This window comes from Paenibacillus sp. J5, assembly GCF_054955055.1.
On the sequence record NZ_JBUEDD010000009.1, the window covers coordinates 52,089 to 75,426 of the forward strand.

At 55.7% G+C, this 23,338-nt stretch carries 22 protein-coding genes; 13 read left to right on the top strand and 9 right to left on the bottom strand.

Annotated elements, in window-relative coordinates; all coding sequences use genetic code 11:
- Positions 1-77: 77 nt before the first annotated feature.
- Together ACY1JZ_RS17065 and nfsA are read left to right on the top strand one after the other, a co-directional pair.
- Complete coding sequence (locus ACY1JZ_RS17065) at positions 78-290, top strand: hypothetical protein (RefSeq protein ID WP_462630231.1); 213 nt, start codon at positions 78-80, stop codon at positions 288-290.
- Between the two features lie 69 nt (positions 291-359).
- Positions 360-1,109, top strand: a complete 750-nt coding sequence (gene nfsA / locus ACY1JZ_RS17070) for an oxygen-insensitive NADPH nitroreductase (RefSeq protein ID WP_462630232.1) — start codon at positions 360-362, stop codon at positions 1,107-1,109.
- A 198-nt stretch (positions 1,110-1,307) separates the two neighbouring features.
- On the opposite strand, the gene ACY1JZ_RS17075 is transcribed toward nfsA, so the two are convergent.
- Positions 1,308-1,676 (bottom strand): PH domain-containing protein, encoded by a 369-nt coding sequence (locus ACY1JZ_RS17075; RefSeq protein ID WP_270167650.1) that lies wholly within the window; start codon positions 1,674-1,676, stop codon positions 1,308-1,310.
- Positions 1,677-2,124: 448 nt separating this feature from the next.
- Here ACY1JZ_RS17075 and ACY1JZ_RS17080 point away from each other — a divergent pair, with 448 nt between their 5' ends.
- A complete protein-coding gene (locus ACY1JZ_RS17080) occupies positions 2,125-4,503 on the top strand; it encodes a polyprenyl synthetase family protein (protein ID WP_462630233.1) in 2,379 nt (792 codons plus the stop codon).
- Here the strand turns inward: ACY1JZ_RS17080 and ACY1JZ_RS17085 are convergent.
- The 5 genes from ACY1JZ_RS17085 to ACY1JZ_RS17105 all read right to left on the bottom strand — a co-directional run bounded on the left by ACY1JZ_RS17085 (position 4,500) and on the right by ACY1JZ_RS17105 (position 10,321).
- The gene (locus ACY1JZ_RS17085; protein WP_270167654.1) at positions 4,500-5,138 is read right to left on the bottom strand and encodes an ABC transporter ATP-binding protein; all 639 of its coding nucleotides are present in this window, start codon (positions 5,136-5,138) and stop codon (positions 4,500-4,502) included. The two genes, ACY1JZ_RS17080 and ACY1JZ_RS17085, sit on opposite strands and share 4 nt — an antisense overlap.
- Positions 5,135-6,802 (bottom strand): ABC transporter permease, encoded by a 1,668-nt coding sequence (locus ACY1JZ_RS17090; RefSeq protein WP_462630234.1) that lies wholly within the window; start codon positions 6,800-6,802, stop codon positions 5,135-5,137. Before ACY1JZ_RS17090 ends, ACY1JZ_RS17085 begins: the two co-directional genes overlap by 4 nt.
- On the bottom strand, positions 6,802-7,941 hold the full coding sequence (locus tag ACY1JZ_RS17095; RefSeq protein WP_462630235.1) for a Fe(3+) ABC transporter substrate-binding protein: 1,140 nt from the start codon (positions 7,939-7,941) through the stop codon (positions 6,802-6,804). Before ACY1JZ_RS17095 ends, ACY1JZ_RS17090 begins: the two co-directional genes overlap by 1 nt.
- 293 nt (positions 7,942-8,234) lie before the next feature.
- Complete coding sequence (locus ACY1JZ_RS17100) at positions 8,235-9,647, bottom strand: HAMP domain-containing sensor histidine kinase (protein ID WP_462630236.1); 1,413 nt, start codon at positions 9,645-9,647, stop codon at positions 8,235-8,237.
- Positions 9,644-10,321, bottom strand: coding sequence for a response regulator transcription factor (locus ACY1JZ_RS17105; RefSeq protein ID WP_462630237.1), 678 nt, complete (start codon positions 10,319-10,321; stop codon positions 9,644-9,646). The genes ACY1JZ_RS17100 and ACY1JZ_RS17105 overlap by 4 nt, the downstream gene beginning before the upstream one ends.
- A gap of 387 nt (positions 10,322-10,708) precedes the next feature.
- On the opposite strand from ACY1JZ_RS17105, the gene ACY1JZ_RS17110 reads away from it, so the two are divergent.
- Together ACY1JZ_RS17110 and ACY1JZ_RS17115 are read left to right on the top strand one after the other, a co-directional pair.
- Positions 10,709-11,191 (top strand): DsrE/DsrF/DrsH-like family protein, encoded by a 483-nt coding sequence (locus ACY1JZ_RS17110; RefSeq protein WP_462630238.1) that lies wholly within the window; start codon positions 10,709-10,711, stop codon positions 11,189-11,191.
- Between the two features lie 67 nt (positions 11,192-11,258).
- Complete coding sequence (locus ACY1JZ_RS17115; protein ID WP_442954833.1) at positions 11,259-11,519, top strand: metal-sensitive transcriptional regulator; 261 nt, start codon at positions 11,259-11,261, stop codon at positions 11,517-11,519.
- 75 nt (positions 11,520-11,594) lie between these two features.
- Here the strand turns inward: ACY1JZ_RS17115 and ACY1JZ_RS17120 are convergent, their stop codons facing one another.
- On the bottom strand, positions 11,595-12,170 hold the full coding sequence (locus ACY1JZ_RS17120; protein ID WP_462630240.1) for a TetR/AcrR family transcriptional regulator: 576 nt from the start codon (positions 12,168-12,170) through the stop codon (positions 11,595-11,597).
- Between the two features lie 165 nt (positions 12,171-12,335).
- Here ACY1JZ_RS17120 and ACY1JZ_RS17125 point away from each other — a divergent pair, with 165 nt between their 5' ends.
- The 8 genes from ACY1JZ_RS17125 (at position 12,336) to ACY1JZ_RS17160 (ending at position 21,122) form a co-directional block, all read left to right on the top strand.
- Positions 12,336-13,097: a glucose 1-dehydrogenase gene (locus ACY1JZ_RS17125; protein WP_462630242.1), complete on the top strand. Its 762-nt coding sequence runs from the start codon at positions 12,336-12,338 to the stop codon at positions 13,095-13,097.
- Positions 13,098-13,294: 197 nt separating this feature from the next.
- Positions 13,295-14,158 carry a PspA/IM30 family protein gene (locus ACY1JZ_RS17130; RefSeq protein ID WP_462630244.1) on the top strand — a complete coding sequence of 288 codons (864 nt, stop codon included), beginning with the start codon at positions 13,295-13,297 and terminating at the stop codon, positions 14,156-14,158.
- Positions 14,159-14,184: 26 nt separating this feature from the next.
- Positions 14,185-15,216, top strand: coding sequence for a TFIIB-type zinc ribbon-containing protein (locus tag ACY1JZ_RS17135; RefSeq protein WP_462630246.1), 1,032 nt, complete (start codon positions 14,185-14,187; stop codon positions 15,214-15,216).
- A complete protein-coding gene (locus tag ACY1JZ_RS17140; RefSeq protein ID WP_462630248.1) occupies positions 15,210-16,007 on the top strand; it encodes a TPM domain-containing protein in 798 nt (265 codons plus the stop codon). Before ACY1JZ_RS17135 ends, ACY1JZ_RS17140 begins: the two co-directional genes overlap by 7 nt.
- Positions 16,008-16,034: 27 nt before the next feature.
- Positions 16,035-17,135, top strand: a complete 1,101-nt coding sequence (locus tag ACY1JZ_RS17145; RefSeq protein WP_462630249.1) for an SPFH domain-containing protein — start codon at positions 16,035-16,037, stop codon at positions 17,133-17,135.
- Between the two features lie 349 nt (positions 17,136-17,484).
- Positions 17,485-18,234, top strand: a complete 750-nt coding sequence (locus ACY1JZ_RS17150) for a hypothetical protein (protein WP_270167677.1) — start codon at positions 17,485-17,487, stop codon at positions 18,232-18,234.
- A gap of 13 nt (positions 18,235-18,247) precedes the next feature.
- Positions 18,248-19,933 carry a vWA domain-containing protein gene (locus ACY1JZ_RS17155; protein ID WP_462630251.1) on the top strand — a complete coding sequence of 562 codons (1,686 nt, stop codon included), beginning with the start codon at positions 18,248-18,250 and terminating at the stop codon, positions 19,931-19,933.
- Between the two features lie 49 nt (positions 19,934-19,982).
- Entirely contained in the window at positions 19,983-21,122 is a 1,140-nt protein-coding gene (locus ACY1JZ_RS17160; protein ID WP_462630252.1) for a toxic anion resistance protein, read from the top strand.
- Positions 21,123-21,161: 39 nt separating this feature from the next.
- On the opposite strand, the gene ACY1JZ_RS17165 is transcribed toward ACY1JZ_RS17160, so the two are convergent.
- Both ACY1JZ_RS17165 and ACY1JZ_RS17170 read right to left on the bottom strand, forming a co-directional pair.
- Positions 21,162-22,337 carry an MFS transporter gene (locus ACY1JZ_RS17165; RefSeq protein ID WP_462630253.1) on the bottom strand — a complete coding sequence of 392 codons (1,176 nt, stop codon included), beginning with the start codon at positions 22,335-22,337 and terminating at the stop codon, positions 21,162-21,164.
- A gap of 23 nt (positions 22,338-22,360) precedes the next feature.
- The gene (locus ACY1JZ_RS17170) at positions 22,361-23,080 is read right to left on the bottom strand and encodes a spermidine synthase (RefSeq protein WP_462630255.1); all 720 of its coding nucleotides are present in this window, start codon (positions 23,078-23,080) and stop codon (positions 22,361-22,363) included.
- Positions 23,081-23,338: the final 258 nt, after the last annotated feature.

Here is a 23,338-nt window from a genome sequence, read left to right on the forward strand (position 1 = left end):
TGAAGAAGAGCAAGCCATGCCGCGGCAAACGTATCGGTAATCGCAGGTTGGGCATCGTTAGGAAGGAGGGAGCACGGATGGCACGTAATGAAGCCTTGAAGCAGGACTATATTATCCAGCGAGTGCTGGAGGCTTACCCATGCCGAGTGCTATGGAGCGAAGGGCGGCCATGCCTGGAATATAGCAGCCAGGAGGAGCTGGACAACATTAGCAGATTTGTAGAGACTCAGTTCCAGACGGAGCTGCTGGAGGTGTTCTTCGCTGCTGTGGCGCGTCTTCCTGAGGAGTGAGCAGGGAATGCGTCATGCGGGCGGAAGGCTGAATACGATAGGCAGTTGATCAACGAAGGAGGAAGCAGGATGAATGATATGATCCGGCACTTGCAGGCTCACCGCTCCATTAGGCGCTTCAAGCAGGAGGAGGTCACGCAGGAGCAACTGGCACAGATTATTGGCAGTGCTCAGTCGGCATCGACCTCATCTAATATGCAGGCGTACAGCGTAATCAGTATTCGCAAGGCAGATACCCGGCGCCAGCTAGCGGCGCTTGCGGGCGGGCAGCATTATGTGGAGGCGTGCCCGCTGTTTCTGGTGTGGTGCGCGGATCTGCACCGAGCCCAGGCAGCGGTGAGGCTGCATACTGGCGATGCCACACTGCAAGTGCCGCAGAATGTCGAAACCTTTCTCGTGGCGACCGTGGACGCGGCGCTAGCGGCTCAGAACGCCGCGGTGGCTGCGGAGGCGCTAGGGCTGGGGACGGTCTTCATCGGCGGTCTTCGCAACGACATGCGGCGCGTCATTGAGCTGTTGGAGCTGCCGGAGCTGGTATATCCAATCTTCGGTATGTGTATCGGGAAGCCCGACCAGTCGCCTACTCCGCGACCCCGTCTGGCCATGGAGGCCGTATATCATGAGGAGCGTTATAATCAGGCGGATCTTGTGAAGCATATCCGTGCTTACGACGAGACGCTGGCGCAATATTACGCGAGCCGAACTGGTGGCAGCAAGCAAGCCGCATGGTCTGGGGAGCTGGCGTCCCGACTCCGTGCAGAGCGTCTGCGTCCAGAGTTGTACGATATTATTACGAGCCAAGGCTTTCAGTTCAAGTGATTAGGGGACTCGGCGGGTGGCATCTGTGGCCGCACCTATGACCACAGATGCGCGATTGCGCAGCCCACCGCTGCGGGCCTGCTTTGTGATCAAGCGAAAAGCGCCGCAACCGGCGCTTTTGTTGACTTACAGGACAGCGTCAGCGATTAGCTGACCGTATAGCTACAGAGTGGTGTCAGCCGCTGGCCGATTGTAGAATTACAGAACAGCATCAGCGATCAGCCGATCCAGCTTGCGGATGTCGATGCCCTTGCGTAGATTGACCTTGATGTGGCCGGCCTTGGTCCATAGCTCCACCTCTGCATTCACATCGAGGAAGCCACCTGCATTCTCGGTGGACCACATGTAGATGGAGGAGTAGGGAAGGGAATAGATCTCAACCTTGCGCCCTGTTATGCCTTGGGCATCTCGGACGATCAGGCGCTTATTGGTGAATATAGCGCTGTCGCGAATGGTCTGGTATGCACAGATAGCAGTTTCTCCTGCCACCAGCAGTTGGTTGACGTCCTGCGGAACCGGGCATTCGGATACAAACGTCCATTGCAGGATATTAGTGGGGCCTGACATGGGCATAACCTCCAAGCTATGGGATGATATTTCCAGATTTATAGCATTCGACTGAAATTGACAAATTCCTTCTTTTTTATGCCCCCAACAGGTAATTTACACCCTGTCCCGTATAGACCACTACTCTCCCCCGCTAACATGACATTCAATCGCACAAAAAAGCGCCGGATACACGGGATTCCCGTCTAAAGTCTAGTGGCTCCGCTTCTTCCATGATATATAATATGAGATGAAGGACATCTATGGTGCAGCTATTCGCCACAGTGTCAGCAGAGGGAAGGCGACAGTAGAGATGTTCTCCCTCCCATGGCCCCCTTCTAATTGGGGATTGGACGTTGACCCTGTCTTTGGCCGCCCGATTGTGTGTCGTTATCCCGGAAACCTCATTCGGAATACATGAGAAGAAACCTACGAAGAAACCTATATAGAAGCTGAGGTAGTGACACCTATGAATGAGGACTATCATATTGATCCCGATCCATGCTATGAACAGGCAGAACACAAGGCGGGGCAATACTTTGCCATCCTATTGAAGCTGGCCGAGTCTGGAGGCTATGCACCTGTATTGACCGAACACCTGAGACAATGGCAGCATAAGCATATCCGCCGCTTTCCTTGGCTATCGCTATTCTCTCGCCCTCCGCAGGAGCAGGGGGGCAATGCTGGGCACTACCTCAATTGGCTGGAGCGTACAGGCCGACTGGATGGCTATCTGGAGCGCAGCGTATCGTATATGTATATGCGCGATCTTGGCCAAGCCGTGGATGATCCGAAGACGCAGATGCGCATTCGGCGGATGACCGCGCGTGTCAAGCAGCGGCTCCTGTCGTCGCAGAGTGGTGGGGGCCTGGATATGATCAACATGACGGGTGTATACAGATGGGCACAGTCCGAGGGTGTTGAATCGGCGGCGATGTGGCTGATCGGCAAGCTCCATACCGTCGCGACCCATATCCCGGAACAGATGAATGCCGAGCATGCCCAGCGTAAGCTGATCAAGATTGTTTTTGGCGTCGTGCTACACGCGATGGAGGAGATGGAGGAGGGGCTGGAGCCACGGGAACGGGCAGAACGGATCAATCAGGCGATTCGGCTCGGCTATTCCTATGGCCTGACGTATCCGTTTATTGACGATCTGCTGGATGCCAAGGTGCTGAATATAGAGGAGAAGGCGCGCTATAGCCGCCTGATCCGTGCCGCGCTCCTTCGCGGCACAGTACCGGAGCTGGAACTGGAGAGCTGGAGCGAGTCGAATCGGCAACTGATTCACTATGTCCATGGCGAGCTGCGGGAAGCCTTCGAATATATTAAGGAGCAGCAACCGGCAGGGAAACAGACAGTCTTTTTCGAGCAATCCTATGTATTCTTTCACTCTCAGGAGCTGGATCGGGTCAAATCGCTGTCCAACCCCGGCTATACGAATGAGGAGCTGTTCATTCCTGTCATTCTGAAGTCTGCCTCCTCTCGCCTGGTGGCGCGCTCCGTGCTGGGGACGGCGGAGGAGGAAGGCTTCGAGAGCCGGACGTTCTACTACGGAATCTATAACCAGTTGGCTGATGACTTCGCTGATCTGGATGCCGACCTGGAGGATGGCGCTGTGACGCCGTATACGTACTATTTCACTCATCATGACCGTCGCCCCGATCTGCTTAACCCGTTCGAGCTATATTGGACGGTCGTCTGTCATCTGATCCAACATGTCTACAAGGGTGATGCTGGCGCGCGCGAGGTGATACTGGATCGCGCCATCAATGGACTGAAGCGGTTCAAGGCGCGGCTCGGGGACACAGCGTATGCGCGCCGGATGAGGCTGCTTGCACCAGATGCTCCCGCCTTCAATCGGCTCGTACAGCGAATGGTACGGAGGGCCGATGATGTTGAGTTTCTGGACAAGCTGCTGCGCGATCAGCTTGCGGGGCAATTGAAGCAGGATCGCCAGCATCAGCAGCTCTTTCATGAGACGGTTCGCAAGGCGCGTGATGAGATTAACCGCATTTTGCCGCTAGACCCCCCTGCCGATCTGCCGCATCTGGAGGAGCCGCTAACGATGGCCGCCAATTACAGCTTGGCGAGCGGAGGCAAACGTCTGCGACCAGTGCTGACATGGGTAGTTGGTGTGCAGGAGTATGGGCTCATAGCGGAACAGCTCACGCCGCTGCTCCGCTCGCTGGAATATATGCATACCGCTTCTCTGATTTTTGACGATCTGCCCACACAAGATAACGCCTCGATCCGCAGAGGACAGGCAACGCTCCACTTGGTGCATGATAGCGCGACAGCCGAGCTGACCGGCTTGCTGCTTATGCAGCGGGCGGTGCAGGAGCAGGCCTCGTTGCAGTCCTTCGATCCGGGGGCAGTGCTGGCTCTGATGAAGTATTCGGCACAGCGCGCCGAGGATCTGTGCCGCGGCCAGGCAATGGATCTGGGCTCCAAGGGCAAGCGGCTCACGCTGGAGCAACTGAACACGCTCTGTTATTACAAGACGGGTATCGCCTTCGAGGCGGCGCTGATTATGCCGGCGCTGCTTGCCAAGGCAAGCAGTCAGCAGCTAGATGCATTGAAGTCCTATGCTTATCATGCGGGGATCGCGTTTCAAATCAGGGATGACCTGCTCGATACGGAGGGAGATGGAGCGATGCTGGGCAAGCCTGTCGGACAGGATGCCTCGAACGACCGCTCCACCTTCGTGACGGTGCTTGGACTGGATGGGGCGCGCAGGCAGATGTGGGAGCACTACTGCCAGGCGATGGAGGCGCTGCGACGTTTTCCGCAGCGCAGCGGATTCTTGACACAAGCGCTTCATTACATGGTGCATCGTGAGAGCTAGCGGATCGATACGACCCGATTACAGATGGCGTCCGTGTCCTCACGATCATGACTGACGAGCATGCAGGTCATGCCAGAGGCGAGCAGCATTCGCTTCAGCTCGGAGCGGATGCCGCTCTTCAGCTCGGCGTCGAGGCTGCTGAACGGCTCGTCCATCAGCAGCAGGCGTGGACGCGGCGCCAGCGCACGGGCAAAAGCAACACGCTGCTGCTGACCACCGCTCAGCTCATGCGGATAGGCACGCGTGTAAGGCTCCATCTGGATCAGCTCCAGCATCTCGTCCAGCCGTGCTCTCCGTTCCTTGCGAGCAGTGCGCGGCAATCCGAATTGTATATTCTGGGCGACAGTCAAATGGGGGAACAGGGCATAATCCTGGAAGATCATGCCGATGCTGCGACGCTCCGGCAGCACGAACCGCTGTTCATCCACCAGCGTCTCCCCATCCATAACGATAGAGCCTGCGCGGGGCATCTCCAGTCCTGCGATGATGCGCAGCAACGTGCTTTTGCCGCCTCCACTCGGGCCGACGATGCCCACGACCTCGCCTTGCTCGACGGACATCGAGAAGCCGTCCAGCACCGTGCCACGCCCCTTGTCATAGCTGAAGGTCAGTTGTCGGGCTTGAAAATAGCTCATGAAGGTTTCCTCTCTCCTAGCCAATAATAAAAGCATACGAAGACTACTCCGACCGCAATGATGAATAATGACGGGACAGAGGCCTGATGAATCTGCTCGTCGCTGGCATACTGATACGCCTTGGTCGCGAGCGTCTCGAAGTTGAACGGCCGCAGCAGCAGCGTTAGCGGCAGCTCCTTGACAATCTCCATAAATGACAGGATGCAGCCGGTAAGGACAGCGCCGCGGATCATCGGCAGATCTACCTTGAAGAAGCTGGCCGTTAGGCTCTGTCCGAGCATGCGCGACGCCTCGGTATAACGGTTCCCAAGCTTGTCAAAGCCGGCCTCGACAGCATTGTAACCGACAGGCAGGAAGCGAATGATATAGGCAAATATCAGCATGGCGATCGACATGCTCAGCACCAGCTTGCTGGGGCTGTAGCCGAGCCGTTCGTACAGGCCGCTTGCGCCGAGCAGGCCATCCAGTGACAGGAATACGGCCAGCACCCCGATAGCCAGTACTGCGCCGGGTATCGAGTAGCCCATGGCAACGAGTCTGGACAATGCGATGCCCCACAGTGAGCGCTTGGCAAAGCGCACAACGTTGGCGATGATCACAGCCAGTGTCATCAACAGCAGGATGGCTATGGCAGAGACGAGCAGGGTGTTGCCGAGCAACAGCACGAAGCGGGCATTCAGGACATCGTTGTATGTCCAGGCCGCCCATACGATCAGTTGAACCACCGGAATCGCGAAGGAGAACGCGAATACCGTCAGCCCGAGCCCGGTAGCCGCCCATGCGGCAGGCCCGCGCAGTCTGCGACGGGCCAGCGGACGCTGCCTGCTGGTCGAGGCATGATACATCTTGCGTCGCCGCACCAGCCGCTCCAGTAGGAAGATGGCGATGACGAAGGTCATGAGCAGCGCGGACAGTCGGATGGCTGAATCGACATCATACATGCCGAACCATGTTTTGAAGATGGCGGTGGTGAACGACGGAATGCCGAAGTGCTTGGACACCCCGTAGTCATTGAGCACCTCGAATGCGACGAGGCTGGCTCCACCCGCAATCGCGGTTTGGGATACGGGCAGCACGATGCGAACCAAGATGGTCAGCGGCCCTTGTCCGAGCAGACGGGCATTCTCGATATAGGAGGCGCTTTGGCGCTCCAGCATCGTTTTGACGAGCAAATAGACATAGGGGAACAAGCAGATCGTAAAAATAAAAATGGCGCCCTTCAGCGACATGATGTCAAAGTAAGCCGGGTTCGGCGTTAGTCCTAGCTGATTGCGCAAAAAAGCCTGCACACTGCCAGTATAGCTGAGCATCGAGCCATACGTGTATGCGGCGATATAGGGAGGCAGCGCTAGTGGCAGGACGAATACAAAATGGCAAAAACGCCGCAACGGGAAATCGTACACTGCTACAAGCCAGGCGAGCGTAACGCCGAGCGCAACCGCGCAGCTTCCTGCTCCCAGCACCATCCATAACGACTGCAGCGATGCATCCAGCAGCACATAGTCCCGAATATGAGGCCAATTCTCTGTCGGTTCTGCCAGCAGGCCGAGCAGGATATAAGCGGAAGGGGCGAGAGCTGCCAGAGCTCCCGCCACCGTCACGATCGTCCAGCCGTTGAGCTGGCGCTGCATCGTTCTCCAGACGAATTGTGCAGCGGCCTTCATTATTTCCAGCCTGCCTTGTTCAGCAGCTCGACCGCCAGCTTGTTGTTCTCGCCGAGCTTGGCGAAATCAAGCTGCTGCGTCTTGAATTCTCCCCAAGTCTTCAGCAGCTCCGGCTTGTCCGCCGCGGCATTCACCGGGAACTCGAAGCTTCCTTGTGACAGCGTCGTCTGCGTCTTTGCACTCGTCAGGAACTCGATCAGCTTGATGGCGTTCTCCTTGTTCTTGGCGTGCTTGGTCAGACCAATGCCGCTAATATTCAGGTGAGCGCCGGTCGTCTCCTGATTCGGGAAGAAGACGCCAATCTGCTCTGCGACCTTCACTTCCTCCGCATCCTTGGAATGCAGCATCTGTCCGACATAGTAAGTGTTCATAATCGCGACATCGCCGATGCCTGCTGCGATCGCTTTCGCCTGATCGCGGTCGCCGCCCTCCGGGTCGCGGGCGAAGTTCGCCACCATGCCCTTGGCCCAAGCCTCGGCAGCCTGCTGACCGTTCAGCTCGATGAAGGAGGCGAGCAGGGACTGGTTATACAGACTGGAGGAGGAGCGCACCAGTACCTTGCCCTTCCATTTGTCAGTGGCCAGATCCTCATACGTGGACAGTTGCTCTGGCTTCACGCGATCTTTGGCGTAGACGATGACACGGGCGCGTGTGGCAAAGCCGACCCAGTAATCTTCGGTATCGCGAAGCTGTGCCGGGACATTGGTATCTACGGTCGCCGATACGATCGGCTGGAGCACATCATTCTGCTTCGCATAGTTCAACACGCCGCCGTCGACGGTGACGAACAGATCAGCCTCAGAGCTTTCGCCTTCACGCTTCAGGCGCTCAACCAGCTCCTCAGCCGTACCCTTGATCTCATTGACCTTGATGCCGGTCGCCTGCGTGAACGCATCAAACAACTGGCTGTCTACATCATAGTGGCGGGCGGTATATACATTGACCATCTGGCTCCCGCTGGCTCCATTGCTGCTGGACGTCTCTGCTGTAGAACCAGCGTTCGACTCGGCTGCAGGTGCCTTGCCTGTATTGGCGCCAGCTCCGGATGTGTTGGAGCTTGTCTGCGTCCCGCAGCCTGCCAGAATCAACCCCATCATCATCGTCAGGATGATCAGTGAGGATGCATATTTCTTCATCATGATACAATAACCCCTTTTTGTTCATATTCTTTGATAATGAATATCATTACCAAATCAATTGATTTTATTGTAGCCGATGAAAATGAGAAAATGCTGTGAAAATAAAAAAAAGCAGAGATTCGCCTTCAAGGGAAGTGAATCTCTGTATGTCGTACAGCCATCAGGGCGTCATCGTCCAGGGGGTATGAGAGCAGCTACGGCTTCATGCTTCGGTCAGTCGGCGTCTCGTGTCTCGTGCTCGCTCGTTAGCCGCCAGGATGGCAGCTTCTCCAGACCAGGAGTCTGCGGCGTGGCTATCGCGCGACCCCTAATACAAGCTCGGCGGTGGTGCCCTTGCCAAGGCTGCTCCGAATACGCAGCTCTCCTCCGTAGCTCTCCGTCAGTCTGCGGGCAATAGCCAGCCCTAGCCCGAAGCCGCCGCCTTCCCGAATGCGGGCTTTGTCTGCACGATAGAAGCGGTTCATGACGAGGGGCAGCTCCTCCTCGGCAATCCCGATGCCATAGTCGACTACAGCCAGTACTGCCTGCTCTCCCGCTAACGTCGCGCTCAGCTCTATGCAGCGGGAGCTGCCGGAATACTTGACCGCATTATCGAGCAGAATGAGCAGAAGCTGCTCCAGATGCTGCTCGGTAATATGCAGCGTCGATCCCTTCAGCTCCGCCGCCTCAACCCGCAGTTGGAACTGCGGATGGAGAGAGCCGAGCTTGGCTGCCGACCGCTCTATGACTGCCTTCGGATCAGAGCAGCGTGCTTGTGTGTGCGTCTGCGAGCTGTTCTCCGCTCTTGAGAGAGCAAGCAGCTCCTCAACCAACCCCTTAAGCCGTGCCAGCTCCTGCATCGACGCCTCCAACGCTTCGTCGACGATGGCGGGTTCATGCTTTCCCCAACGTTGCAGCATACGGAGCTGCCCCGTGATGATAGCGATCGGCGTGCGCAGCTCATGTGACGCATCCTCTACAAAATGCTGCTGCTGGGCGAACGAGCGCTCCAGTTGGTCCATCATTTCATTGAAGCGCTGCATGAGTGCGCCCATCTCATCCACACGGCCTCCATGCAACGGCATCCGCTCACGCAGGCCGCGCTCCTTCACTTTAAGCATGGCCTCGTTCATTGCCTTGAGCGGCCGCAGCAACTGCCCTGACAACAGCCATCCTCCCAATCCGCTGATGATGACTGCCCCGAGACAGCAGAGCAGCATGATCTGGAAGAAGGCAGAGCTCAGCTCGTCGAATTGTTCGACACTTCTGATAATCTCTATCGTGCCCTCGAAGGAGAAGATCGTAAGCGGACTGCGCAACAGCAGCAACTGGCCATCCAGAAACCAGGAGCCCGAGGCTGCCAGTGGGGCGTCCGGGTAATAGTGTTCCCAAGCTCTGGGCAATTCCTCCCCAACAGCTATAATTGGCTGGCCGGACGGCCCCAGAACCCGGATAAGCTGTCCACGTTCGTTGACCTTCTCCAGCCTTGCGCGGATAGCAGGCAGCTCCTGCTCGTTGAAGGCAAGCTCCTTCTCCAGCAGATCATTGAGCAGCTCCCGCATATCCTGCTCAGCGGCTTGCTGCGCCTGCTGCTTCATCCAGTTCTCCACAAAAACGTATTGCACGAGGTTGTAGGCGGAGAACAGCAGGAACAGCAGCAGCGCGGAGCCCAGTGTCAGCTTCCAGCGCAGACGCAGCTTCCAGTGGTAGCGATATAGCACACTCATCGCCGCATCACATAACCGATGCCGCGTTGAGTCTGGATGTAGCTTGGCTCGCCAGGGTCATCCAGCTTATTGCGCAGATACCGCACATAGACATCGACCACATTCGTATCGACGACGGCCTCGAAGCCCCATACTTTATCCAGCAGCGTCTCCCGCTCCAGCACACGGTTTGGATGCTGCATGAAGGCGACGAGCAGTCCAAATTCTCGCTTCGTGAGCTCGATCAGCCGTCCGTCCTTGCGAACCTCGCGTGAGTTGAGATCGACGGTCAGATCATGGAAGGCGAGTAGGGAGCGCTGCCCGTCAGCCCGTTGTTCCTGCCTGCGGAAGATAACTCGCATGCGAGCCAGCAGCTCCTCGATCGCGAATGGTTTAGGAATATAGTCATCTGCCCCGCTGTCCAGCCCGAATACACGGTCGTTGATGCTGTCGCGGGCGGTCAGCATAATGATGGGCGTGGACTTGACTGCGCGAATTCGACGGCATACCTCCAGTCCGTCCAGTCCAGGCAGCATCAGATCGAGCAGAATCACATCCCAATCCTCATAGAGCGCACGCTCTAACCCGCTATGCCCATCGGGCGCGCTCTGAACGAAGAACGACTCGTGCGTCAGCTCCAGCTCGATGAACCTGGCCATGCTCCGCTCGTCTTCGATGAGCAGTATTCTTTTCATCTGTTTTCCCGCCTTTGCTTCCCTGTAGCTTCTCTATATCTAGAATGTCTTTATTGTAGAGTAAGGCCTTTTACAAGGTCAACCGACAGAGGCTGGAAGCATATGGGCGGTCATACAAGGCCATTGACGAACGAGCTCAAATCGACTATAGTGTTTTTATACCTATACGGGTATATGCATAAACGGGCGGGGTAATGCCCCTATTCTCATGAGGTAAGAGGCTGTGGAGAGACAGGCGTGTGGCTTCTGAGGCTATACAGGAAACAACACCATATTTTTTCAATTTTTTATACCCCACCAGGTATAAATGCTGGATGCTGGAGCTTGCAAAATTCAATCGCATCCAGGTGCAGATTAGGCAATACATCTGAGCAAAGGAGTGAGCGTATGGAAGGGAACAAAGAGAAATCAACCATCGTCCTGTTCAGCGGCGAGCTGGATAAGGCGATTGCGGCCTTCATTATCGCCAACGGGGCGGCTGCTTATGATCATGAGGTCACCATTTTCTTCACGTTCTGGGGGCTGAACACGCTGCGCAAGGAGGGGCCGGTGCAGGTGAAGAAGGGAGTGCTTGAGCGGATGTTTGGCTGGATGATGCCTCGCGGCGCGAGCCGGCTGGGGTTGTCTCGAATGAATTATGCGGGGATGGGTCCGCAAATGATCAAGCATGTGATGAAAAAGCACAATGTACTCACGTTGCCCCAGTTAATCGAGCTGGCTCGCGAGCAGGGTGTGCGTCTGGTCGCCTGTACGATGACGATGGATCTGCTCGGCTTGCAGAAGGAAGAGCTACTGGACGGAATCGAATACGGAGGCGTGGCGGCGTATCTTGGAGAAGCGGCAGACGGCAAGGTGAATCTGTTTATTTGAGAAGGTTGTATTTCGATGCCGATTCAGCAATAATATACCTATATAGGTATGCGAGGAGGAATTGGCCATGCATTATGATGAGGATGTGAAGAAACGGCTGCGCCGTGTGGAAGGCCAGATTAGAGGTGTGCTGCGCATGATGGAGGAGGAGCAATCCTGCAAGGATGTCGTTAGCCAATTGTCGGCAGTGCGCAGCGCGACGGATAAGGCGATTGCCTATATCGTAGCTGTCAATCTGGAGCAGTGCATTCAAGAGGAGCAGGCCAGCGGCGGCGATACGAGCAAGATTGTACAGCAGGCTGTGGAGCTGTTAATCAAGAGTCGCTAGGGGTGAGTGGGCGCGCGGTGCATCGCACCGCGCAGCCTCCTGCGGCTGGACAGCCTGGGGCTGGAGTCAGGCGCGTCAAGTGATATATAGCTTGGCAATCTCCAGCATCTGCTCGGTCATATACTTGGCGGAATACTTATATTGGGACTGAATCCAGTAGGAGATCAGGCCAATGATAATGTAGACGCTCTGATTCATAAAGATTTCACGATTAATATGGGAAGGCACCTTGGCGAACAGCAGCTCGTAATCCCGGTCATAGATGGTGCGGATGGCATCGCTAAGCCTGGACTGAAATCCGGGCATCTGGAACAGCAGGGCGAACGCCTCGGCATGCTCGCCGATATAGCGGAAGATAGGTACGGTCGAATGAGATAGCTGCTGCAGGCTATAGTGCTCCCTCTTCCCCTCATAAGGCTCCCGAAAGGCATGGATGAACCCTTGAATCGTCTCCTCTATAATTTCTTCCAGCAAGTCCTCCAGGTAATGATAGTGATTATAAAAGGTCCCCCGCGTATATTCAGCTCGGGCAACCACCTCGGTAATGGTAATCGCTTTAAGCTCCTTCTCCGCGAGCAGCGAGAGGAAGGCATGCTTGAGCGCTTTTTTTGTGCGTATGACTCCGGCGTTGCTGCCTTGCTTCGATGACATTGGACATTCCCCCGGGAATTTGAAGTATTTTTATGCCCTTTTGAACAAAGTATATACATCTGTACAGACTTAGACAAATGATTACGAAATGTGAATTGAGTATAGCGCTTACAATGTATATGATTGGGGTGTTCGAACATACTTCAACATAGAGGGAGTGTATCCATGAAACTGCAGAATAAAGTAGCGATCGTAACTGGCGCGGGTTCAGGCATGGGCGAGGCAATCGCTCTGTTGTATGCGCAAGAAGGAGCCAAGGTGGTCGTCGCGGACATCAATGCCTCAGCAGTAGACCGCGTCGTCGCGCAGATTAAGGACAACGGCGGAGCAGCAACAGGCGTAGTGGTCAATGTCTCCAAGAAGGAAGATATTGAAGCGATGATACAGACTGCGGTGTCCAGCTTCGGTTCGCTGGATATTCTGGTGAATAATGCCGGTATTATGGACAACTTCACACCAGTAGGCGATGTAACGGACGAGCTGTGGGATCGAGTCCTCTCCATTAACCTGACGGGGCCGCTGATGGCTTCCCGTGCAGCCATTCATATTATGAAAGATCAATCTTCTGGCGGTGTAATTATTAATAACGCCTCGGTAGGAGGACTGTTCGGTACTCGCGGTGGCGCAGCTTATGTGGCCTCGAAGCATGGTCTGATCGGACTGACCAAGAACATTGCCGCAACCTATGGCAGAGAAGGCGGCAACATCCGTTGCAATGCGATTGCTCCTGGAGGGGTCAACACCAATATCCAGACGACGATTACGGAGCCTCATCCGCTGGGGATGGCTGCACTAACAGATGTAGGAAGCGGCAAAATAGCGGACCCGGTTGAGATCGCCCGTGTGGCGCTGTTCCTGGGTTCCGATGATTCGAGCTTCGTGAACGGCGATGTTATCAAGGCCGACGGTGGCTGGACAGCCCGCTAACAGGTACGGAGCACAATAGATACGTTAACATAGCGCAAGCCTTGGATCATCTTCGAGGCTTGCGCTATTTGCCTTGCATTGCGCTAATCACGTGTAGCAGTCTGTTGTACCCGTTGGGGGAGAGAAGGAAATGAATCCTTTTGTCTCATTTTGCGGTATTATAGGGAGAGAGCAAATCGCCTAAGGAGGGATGCGGGATGGGGATGTTATCCAGGTTCCGGGATATCATGCGGAGCAATGTGAATGCCTGGCAAGCCAAGTCGGAGGACCCGGAGAAGGCCGTGGACGAATATATGCGTGCGTTGAGCCGTGATCTGGGTCAGGTGAGAGCGGAGAATGCCACGGTGCAGATGGAGGAGCGGCGAGCCAGGCGAGCGCTTGAGGAATGCCGGGCGGAGATCGCCAAGCTGCAGCGGTATGCGGAGCGTTCCGTCCAGGCGGGCAATGAAGCGGAGGCGCTCCGGTTTCTGGAGCGGAAGGCACAGCAGAGCGCACAGGAGCAGAGACTGCTGGCGGCTTACGAGCAAGCAGCGGCAGGGGCTGAGGGAATGAAGCGGATGGAGCAGAAGCTTGCAGGTGATCTGGCAAGTCTGGAGGCGCGGCGAGCAATGCTCAGGGAGAAGCTGGCGGCAGCAAGGGCACAGGAGCGGCTTAATGCGCTCGGCGCAGGAGGTGGGACAGGCGCGCTCCAGGAACTGGAGGAGCGGGCGAACAAGGCCTATGATGAAGCGATGGCGCTAGCGGAGCTGAGGGCCGGGCAGCAGCCGGATGACCTGGATGAGCTGATTGCTCGACTCGTAGAGAGCCAGAAGCAGGCTGGCGAGGCTGGCGGCAGCGTTGGAAGTGCTGGCGGCAACGGAACCGGCAGCGGGGCTCCATCGCCAGGCTTGGCTGCGGATGAACCCGGCCCCACAGCAGCGACGGGCGAGTCTGACCCGGCAGGAGCCGCGAGTGCCGCGAATGAAGATGGCGCTGCCCATGAGCCGCGCGGTCGCACCGCGCAGACGGCCAGCCCGCAGGAGGAACTGGCTGCGCTAAGGAGCAAGTTAGCACGATCCTAACAGCAAGATAATCGAGGTGAATGAAAGTGCCGGTCATACAGTATAAATGCCCCAATTGCGGTAGCGACATGCGTTTCGACAGCGCATCTGGCATGCTGTCATGCGCAAGCTGCGGAAGGAAAGACAATGTAGAATTTGTGGAGGACCCGCTGCTTAGAGCCACCTTCGAGGAGGATGAGGCAAGGCAGTATCACTGCAATAGCTGCGGCGCAGTCATTCTGACAGAGCCGGAGACGTCGGCAACCGTATGCAGCTTCTGCGGCTCGGCGGTGGCGCTTGGCGATCGTCTGACCGGAGAGCTGGCGCCCGTCAAGGTCATCCCGTTCAAGATCGGCAAGCAGGAAGCGATAGCGGCCTTCAAGAAATGGTGCAAGAACGGTCTGATGACCCCGCGCGGCTTCATGACCGCAGACCGGATCAAGTCGATTACCGGTATCTATGTTCCCTTCTGGCTCTATGACCTGCAGACTCATGTGGAAGCATCGGGCAATGGCACACGTGTCAAATCCTATAGACGGGGCGAATATCGGATTACGGAAACGCAGCATTTTGATGTATACCGCAAGCTTCGTCTGCACTATGTCCATGTGCCGGTCGACGCTGCGGAGAAGATGAAGGATGAGCTGATGGATCGGCTGGAGCCGTTCACGTTCAAGGAGCTGAAGCGCTTCAACACCGCCTATCTGGCGGGTTATGTGGCGGAGAAGTACAGCTTTGATGAGCAGCAGATGGTCTCCCGAGCGCGGGTGAAGGTCGCCCCTTATATTGAGCAAGCGTTAAGCGGTACGGTAGGCAGCTATTCCAGCATCAGCTTTCCGAGCAAGCAGGTGTACACGAAGGTGCAGCGAGCGGACTATGTCCTGTTGCCAGTGTGGATTGTGAATTATGACTTTGACCGGATGGAGCATACCTTCGCCATGAATGGCCAGACCGGCAAGGTGGTGGGCAAGCCGCCGATTAGCAAGGCGAAGGTGGCAGGATATGGCGCTCTATTCGTCGGAGGGGGCTTCATCGCGATGCGCGCCCTGCAATGGATGATGGGAGGCGGACTGTGGTGAGAAGATATGCAGCGCTGCTGCTATGGCTAGGGTTGTCGCTCTTCATCATCCTGCCAGCCGCCCATGCAGCAGGGGGCGACAAGCAGCTCATCTATGACGAGGCGAAGCTGTTGACGGCAGACGAGCGGGCGGAGCTGAATGCTCTGGCTAATCAATATGGCTCTGAGCGGGAGACCGATATCATCATCTACACCTCCAATAATGACAAGGGCGCCGATGTGCTGCAGATGACAGAGGATTTCTACGATCAGCGGGGGCCGGGGTATGACAAGAAGCATGGCAACGCCGTTATTCTGACCATGGATATGAAGCACAGAGAAATCTATCTGGCTGGCTTCTACAAGGCGGAGTCCTATCTGAATAATGAGCGTCTGGACAAAATCCGCGACCGCGTAACGCCTGCGCTGGCAAATGGCGAATACGCCAAGGCGTTCGAGCAGTACATCCGTACTGCATACCGTTATATGGACTACGCGCCGGGAGTGAACCCGGACAGTATTTTCTTTCAGCTCTGGTTCCAGATCGGGGTGTCGGTTATTTTCGGGGTGATCGTGGTCGGCCTCATGGTTCGCCACCGTGAGGGGAGAGTTGAGGTTAATCGCTATACGTATCAGGACTTTGATTCGGGAGGGCTGATTGAGCATCACGACAACTATTTGCGGACAACGACGACCAGAACCCGCATCACCAACACGAATTCCGGCGGCTCTGGGGGCAGCGGAGGCGGGTCTGGCGGCGGAGGCGTAAGCGGCGGAGGCCATTCACATAGCGGCAGCAGAGGATCATTTTAGATACGATGAAGGGGTGGCAGAGAGACGATGGTATTTTTTCGCAATCAATTTGCAAATGTAGTCGAGTGGGATGAGTTCAGGGACGATATGATTTTCTGGAAATGGAACAATAATGAGATTAAGAAGGGGAGCAAGCTCATCATCCGTCCCGGTCAGGATGCGGTGTTCCTGAATAACGGCAAGATCGAGGGTGTATTCGAGCAGGATGGCGAGTATAACATCGAGAGCCAGATTATTCCGTTCCTGTCGACGCTCAAGGGCTTCAAGTTCGGCTTCAACAGCGGCATGCGGGTCGAGGTGCTGTTCGTTAATACGAAGGAATTCATGGTGAGATGGGGGACGCAAAATCCGGTGCTCATTCCGACGCCACAGCTACCTGGCGGTATGCCGATCCGCGCGAACGGGACATTTAATTTCAAGGTGTCTGATTACATGGCGTTGATCGACAGGGTAGCCGGGGTGAAGGACAGCTATCTGGTCGAGGATGTGAAGCTGCGGATTACAGCGGTGCTGGATCAACTGCTGATGAAGTGGATTAGCCGCGAGGGCAAGGATATGTTCAACCTTCAGGCCAATTCATTTGATATTGCGCAGGGCATTCGCGAGGATCTGGATATGCAGATGCTGGACAGCGGCTTGACGATTACCGGCTTCCACATCATGAGCTTTAACTATCCGAAGGAAATTCAGGATATGATCACCAAGACCGCCTCCCATGAAATGATAGGCAATATGCAAAAATATCAGCAGGTGTCGATGATCGACGGCATGACCTCCGGCAAGATGAAGGGTGGCGGAGCCGCGGCGGATATGGCTGGCATGATGATGGGCATGAACATGGCGGGCGAGATGATGAAGAATATGAATCAGTGGAATCAGCAGCAAGGTGGAGCAGCCGGTCAAGGCGGCCAGGGCCAGGGTCAGGGTGGTCAAGGCGGTCAAGGCGGTCAAGGCGGTCAAGGCGGTCAAGGCGGGCAGTCTGGCAATGCACCGCAGCCAGGCGGAGCGGCAGGCGGCGGTGCGGGTGCCGGGGGCGGGGCTGGCGCCAAGCCGAACTTCTGCCCGAATTGTGGCGCGAGGAACGAGGGTGCGAACTTCTGCCCGAATTGTGGGCACAAGCTTGGCTAGTTAATGGAGCTAACTATATAGATGGCGAAGAACCTGGTCCGCCAAGACTCAGGTTCTTTTTGCTGTGGCAAAAAGGCAGTACGTCGTATTACGCACCTGACGAACGGGAAGCTGGATGGTCTAAGCAGCGAGCTGCCACCTGTAGAATGTGCCGAGTCGGATGAATTTCGCTGCATTTATTGTTCATGTAATTAAGGGGTTGGGAGCATATGGTATAATAGTCCATGCGGCAGAGAGTGGAGCTGCTTTGATAGGATGTATTTTTATGCATCGATTGGCAGGATGCTACGTATGAAAGGATAGATCATGACAGAATGTTCGGAGAATGAGGGCGCAGGAGGTGTGCAGGGTGAACGGCTCAAGGATACTCAGGCTGCTGGGAACGATTGCTATCATTATTGTAGTCAACATCGTCGTGTTTTCTCCGGGACTATTAGGGGTAGAGCTTGGAGGCGGAGACCGCCTGCAGACGGCTGTGGGAGCAACCCTGATCATTGTGAGTCTGCTGGTACTGCTGTATCAGAGTTATACGTTGCTATTCAGACCGCCAGTCATCCAATGGAGGACGGTTGGCAATGAGGCTGATCCAGAGGAATACAGTGCAGCGCTTGGGCAGTACAAGAGCGTCAAGGTGCTCAAGAAGGATATGGCGCTGGCGACAGACCAGATCGAACGCATGCAGAAGAAGAAGCGAGCGCTGATGGAGGTGCTTGGCCAGCGGTTCGAGCCGACAGAGCTTAGCTACACGAAGTTTACCTCGGTCATCTTGGAGGTGGAGCGGCTATTTTATCTGAATCTCAAGGGAATTCTGAACAAGCTGAGCGTATTTGACCCCTCTGAATTCGCGCAATTTGCCGGTGAACAGGGGGCAGCGCGCTTCTCGGAGCGGCTGGTGCAGGAGCGGAAAAGTCTGTACAACAAATATCTGGCATATATTGAAGGTTACTTGGCTGGCAATGAGGAGATTATGTTGAAGCTCGACAAGCTGTTGCTGGAAATCTCGCTGCTAGGCAGCACAGATTACAGAGAGATCGATGAGATGCCTTGCATGAAAGAGATCGATGCACTCATTCAGCAGACCAAATATTATAAGCATTGAAAGGGAGATGAGCATGGGGAAAGGAAAAGCGCTCACCGTGCTGGCCGTTATTGCCGCTGCAGTGTTCGCCCTCATCTATTTCGGTATTGGCCTGACCTCGGATCTGGGGAAGGATACGGCACAGGTATCGACTGAGGACGCGGCTAAGAAGCTGGACAGCATCTATAAGAAAATTAACGTAACGGCAGCGGAGCCGATTAAGGGTCAGATTGACCTCGATCCCGTCTCGATTGGTGATGCCCTGCCGGATATATCCAAGTACGCGATCTCGGTGGAGAAGACGACCGGCAGCTATGTGGAGATTTTCTCGTCCACCGAGAAATCGGGCACTGGAGTGGATGGTTGGTTGAATGAGGTAGCGACGGCCTTCAACACCTCCAATATCGAGGTGAACGGGCAGCCGGTGTCCGTGCGGATTCGCAACATTGCCTCGGGGACAGCCACCGATTATATCCGTTCCGGCAAATATGTGCCAGATGCGTTCACGCCATCCAATGAGCTATGGGGCGAGATGGTCAAGGCGGAGGGCGTGAAGACGGAGCAGGTCGCCAAGCGTCTGGTCGGCAATGTGCCCGGCATCGTTATCTCCAAGGCGAAGCATGAAGCCATGATTGAGAAATACGGTGCGGTCAACATCAAGACGGTCACGGATGCGATCGCAGATAATGAACTGGCGATGGGCTATACCGATCCGTTCGCCAGCTCCACCGGTCTGAACTTCCTGGTTACTGCGCTCTCCACCTTCGACAGCAACGACCTGCTCGGCGGCAAGGCGGTGGAAGGGTTCGAGCGCTTCCAGGCTAACGTGCCATTCACCGCCTCGACGACATTGCAGATGCGGGATGCGGCCAAGACAGGCATGCTCGATGCGTTCGTGCTGGAGTATCAGACCTTCGCCAATGCGGCCGATCTGCAAGGCGGGTATGTGTTCACCCCGTTCGGAGCACGCCATGACAGTCCGCTGTATGCGCTCGGAGAGCTCACGCAGGAGAAAAGCCAGATTCTGAAGGCGTTCGCCGAATTCGTCGTCCAGGAGAAATACCAGAAGCTCGCCAGCGATAACGGCTTCAATAGACTGGAGAATTATGTATCGGAGCTGCCTGAGGTGAATGGGAATGTGCTGGCGGCGGCGCAGAAGCTGTGGAAGGACAAGAAGGATGGCAGTAAGCCGGTTGCCGCAGTGTTCGTGGCCGATGTATCTGGCAGCATGGCGGGCGAGCCGCTGAACCGACTGAAGGAGTCGCTGCTCAATGGGCAGAAATATCTGGGACGGAGCAATAGCATCGGCTTCATCTCTTACTCTCAGGATGTAACGATTCATGTGCCAATCGGCGTCTACGATACGAATCAGCAATCGATGTTCGTCGGTGCCGTCAATAGCCTGCAGGCAGCGGGCGGCACCGCGACCTTCGATGCTATCGCGGTAGCGGTGAAGATGCTGCAGGAGGAGATGGCCGCTAATCCGAATGTGAAGCCGCTGATCTTCGTTCTCAGTGACGGCGAGACACGTGACGGTCATTCGCTTCATGATGTGAGAGGCATCATCGAGGGATTCAAGATTCCGATCTACACGATCGGCTATAACGCGGACATCAAGGCGCTGGAGAACATATCCAGTATTAACGAGGCGGCGAGCATCAATGCCGATACGGAGGATGTCGTCTACAAGATCGGCAACCTGCTGAATGTGCAGATGTAGCTGCAAGTAACGGCGCAGCAGCTCAACATGATGAATAGGAGGGGTCGGAATGTCTTTTTCAATGGAAGTAATCAGCCCAGAGAAGATCAAAACGGCAATCGAGGAGGAGGTCAAGCCGGTACCGGAGGAGGTGGCTCAGCTTCAGCAGTTGGCGCAGAGCAACGTGACAGCGATATTGGAGCTTGATCTGGATTCGCTCGATAAGCGCAGGCAGATTTTGCAGTCTATTGATGGCTTCGGGATGGGAACGATGCGTACCTCCTCAGAGAAAAATGCGCTCTTGCAGGTATCGGTTCAGAATCTGTCCCGATCAGGGGATGAGGGCGGACAGGTGGCGCAGGGACTGACGGAGCTGCAACTGCAGCTCAAGGACCTTGACCCGAGCGCAATCGACTTCATGAAGACAGGGCCACTTAGTAAGCTATTCAACCCGCTGCGCCGTTATTTTGCAAAGTTCCAGAAGGCCGACGTCGTCATCTCCGATATCATCAGCTCGCTCGATAAGGGCAAGACGGTGCTGAAGAACGATAATACGACGCTCGAGCTGGAGCAGCATACGCTGCGCGAGCTGACCAAGAAGCTTCAGAAGGAGATTCAGCTTGGGATGCTGATGGACGAGGAGATCGAGCGCCAGATTGAAGCGGCGAAGCTGCGCGGCGAGTCGGAGGACAAGATTCGGTTCATTACCGAGGAGGTGCTGTTTCCGCTGCGGCAGCGCGTGATGGATCTGCAGCAGATGCAGGTCGTGAACCAGCAGGGCATTATGGCGATCGAGGTGGTCATCCGCAACAATAAGGAGTTGATCCGCGGAGTTGACCGTGCACGCAACGTGACCATCTCGGCGCTCAAAATCTCAGTGACCGTTGCCAGCGCGCTCTATAATCAGAAGATCGTGCTGCAGAAGATCGAGATGTTAAATCAGACGACGAATGAGTTGATCGGCGCTACCTCCCGTATGTTGAAAAATCAGGGAGCTGCTATCCACAAGCAGTCGCTGGAGACGAGCATCTCTGTCGATACGCTCAAGCAGGCGTTCTCCGATGTGCTGTCTGCGCTCGATTCCATCAGCACCTATAAGCAGGAGGCGCTGCCGAAGATGCGCGATACGATCCATGTATTCCGGGAGATGGCCGACACTGGGGAGCAGCAGATCAAACGGCTGGAGCGGGGACAGAAGCTGGGGCTGTAGCATTCGCTACAGCTCTTTTTGCTCTTTTTGTCCTATGAGTTAACTGCCCCTCCGCTCATCCGCCGTCTGTGTCTGCCTGTTCCGCATCCCCCATACGATCAGGATGAAGGCAAGGGTGCTGCAGAGCGCAATCCCCGAATTGTATATAAACACGGTGCGTATTCCGAGCTGCTGGGTGGCGATCCCGCCAGCGAAGCTGCCGATAATGCGCGCTGCTCCAAGCGTCAGCAAGCCGTGCAGTGTCTGACCGCTCGCTTTCAGCTCCTTGGGCACATGCTGATTAATGTAATATGCCATCGTTACCGTCAGGACGATAAAGATCAGCCCATGCAGCGCCTGCACAGGCAGTACCCAGTAGGGGGAATCAATGACCGCGAACAGTGCCCAGCGGACAACGGATGCCGCAGCAGCAACCAACAGAATCGTCGATACTCGAATGCGGGCAAAAATCTTGTTGGCATAGAGCAGGAACGGCACCTCGCTTAGCGAGGAAATCACCATTGACCATCCGAGCAGCAGGCTGTCACCGCCCAGACTTGAGAAGTACATCGGGTAAAAGGCGTAGTAGTACCCTAAGGTAACTTGCAGAATAAAGCTGAACCCCATGTACAGCATCAGCAGGCGATCCCGGAACAGAACCCGTGTCGACATCTTGCTTCCACTGGACTGGTGGCCTGCAATCGTAGGAAACCTCAGCACAGCTAGCACGCAGCATACCATCAGCAACGCATAGACATAGAACATGGAACCGATATGCTGTTGGGCGATCGCGCCGAACAGGAGCGACATCGCCGCGAAGCCGAACGTTCCGCCCATGCGGATCAGGCCGAAGCTGGCCAGCCTGTGCCGATCCAGAACCTCCAGTGTAATGGTGTCGCCCATGGCGAAGATGGAGGTCTGGAAGAAGGTGAACAGACAGATCATCACCAGCAGATATACAAACATGGTCGATAGCGGGTACAGTAGTGCTGCGATGCCGCTGCCTGCAAGCAGCAGGAGCAGGATTGAATTTTTGGAGCGCGCCCGGTCTCCGAGGGCGCCCCACACGGGCTGAGCCATGATAGCGACCAACGGGCCCAGGCTGAGCAGGGTACCGATCCGTATGGGATCAAAGCCGATATGCTGAAAATAAACGGGCAGGAAGGTGCCATAGACCGCATTGCCCGCATAGATGAAGACATAGAATAGCAAAAATGGGTATAAGCGAACGTTCACAACGAAAAGCTCCTCTCGGCTGTCTATAGGTCATGAGGAATGAAGCCTGCCATCTGCCGCGCCTGGCAGCGGATCGGCGTCTTTGCAGCAGCCAGGATGATATTATGCAGATCATGCCCTCTGTCGGCAGGTAAAATAAATGCTTGCACATGAGCGAAGCGCTCTTGCAGGTCAGCATAGATCATCTGAATGCTATGATCCTGCTGCCGTCTGCCCATCAGGTTGAACAGCAGCGCCCCACCCTCCTCCAGCTTGCTGGCAGCCAGCTCATAGAAGGAGGGTGATGTGAGATGGCTGGGCGTTCCCTCGCTCGTGAAGGCATCGACGACGATATAGTCGAATCGTCCATCCGGCTGCTCCGTAAGCAACAGCCTCCCGTCACCGATCTCGACCCGTAGCTGCTCACAGCCAAAATAACGCCTGCTCAGCTCGGCAACATCACGGCTCGCCTCAGCGGATAGAATCTGCCGATCTGCCCAATGCCTGGCAATCGTTCCAATGCCAAGGCCAATAATGAACGCGCGTTCAAATTGAGGTCGATGGCAGGCCATGAGATGAACGAGCGCTCTGGGATATTCGAAGATCATCCGCCCTTGCTGCTCAAGGTCGAGTGCCCCCTGAATGGCTTCATCCGCGAACTGCAGTATCCGAAACCGCCCCTTCTCGCCATAAAGCTCCTGCGTCTCGTATACGGTGATGATGCCGTCCTCCGTCTCCACTTGTGCCAATAGATGCTGCTGCATAACTCATTTCTCTCCTTATGTTTCGCGCTAGGACGTGTCTTCAACTCCGACGGGAGCAGATGCTGCCGAATGTCGTTCCGGGCAAGGTGCTTGCTCGCTGGCGTACCGGGGTACGTCAAGGGAAAGCGTATCCGTCCATTTTACACCTTAACAGTATATCAAAAATTGTCTCGCTACGCAGAGCAGCCGGCAAACTTTTGCCCCCTATGGCTAGGCGTGAGGAGCAGGCAATGCTACGATAGATGGACATCAGCAATT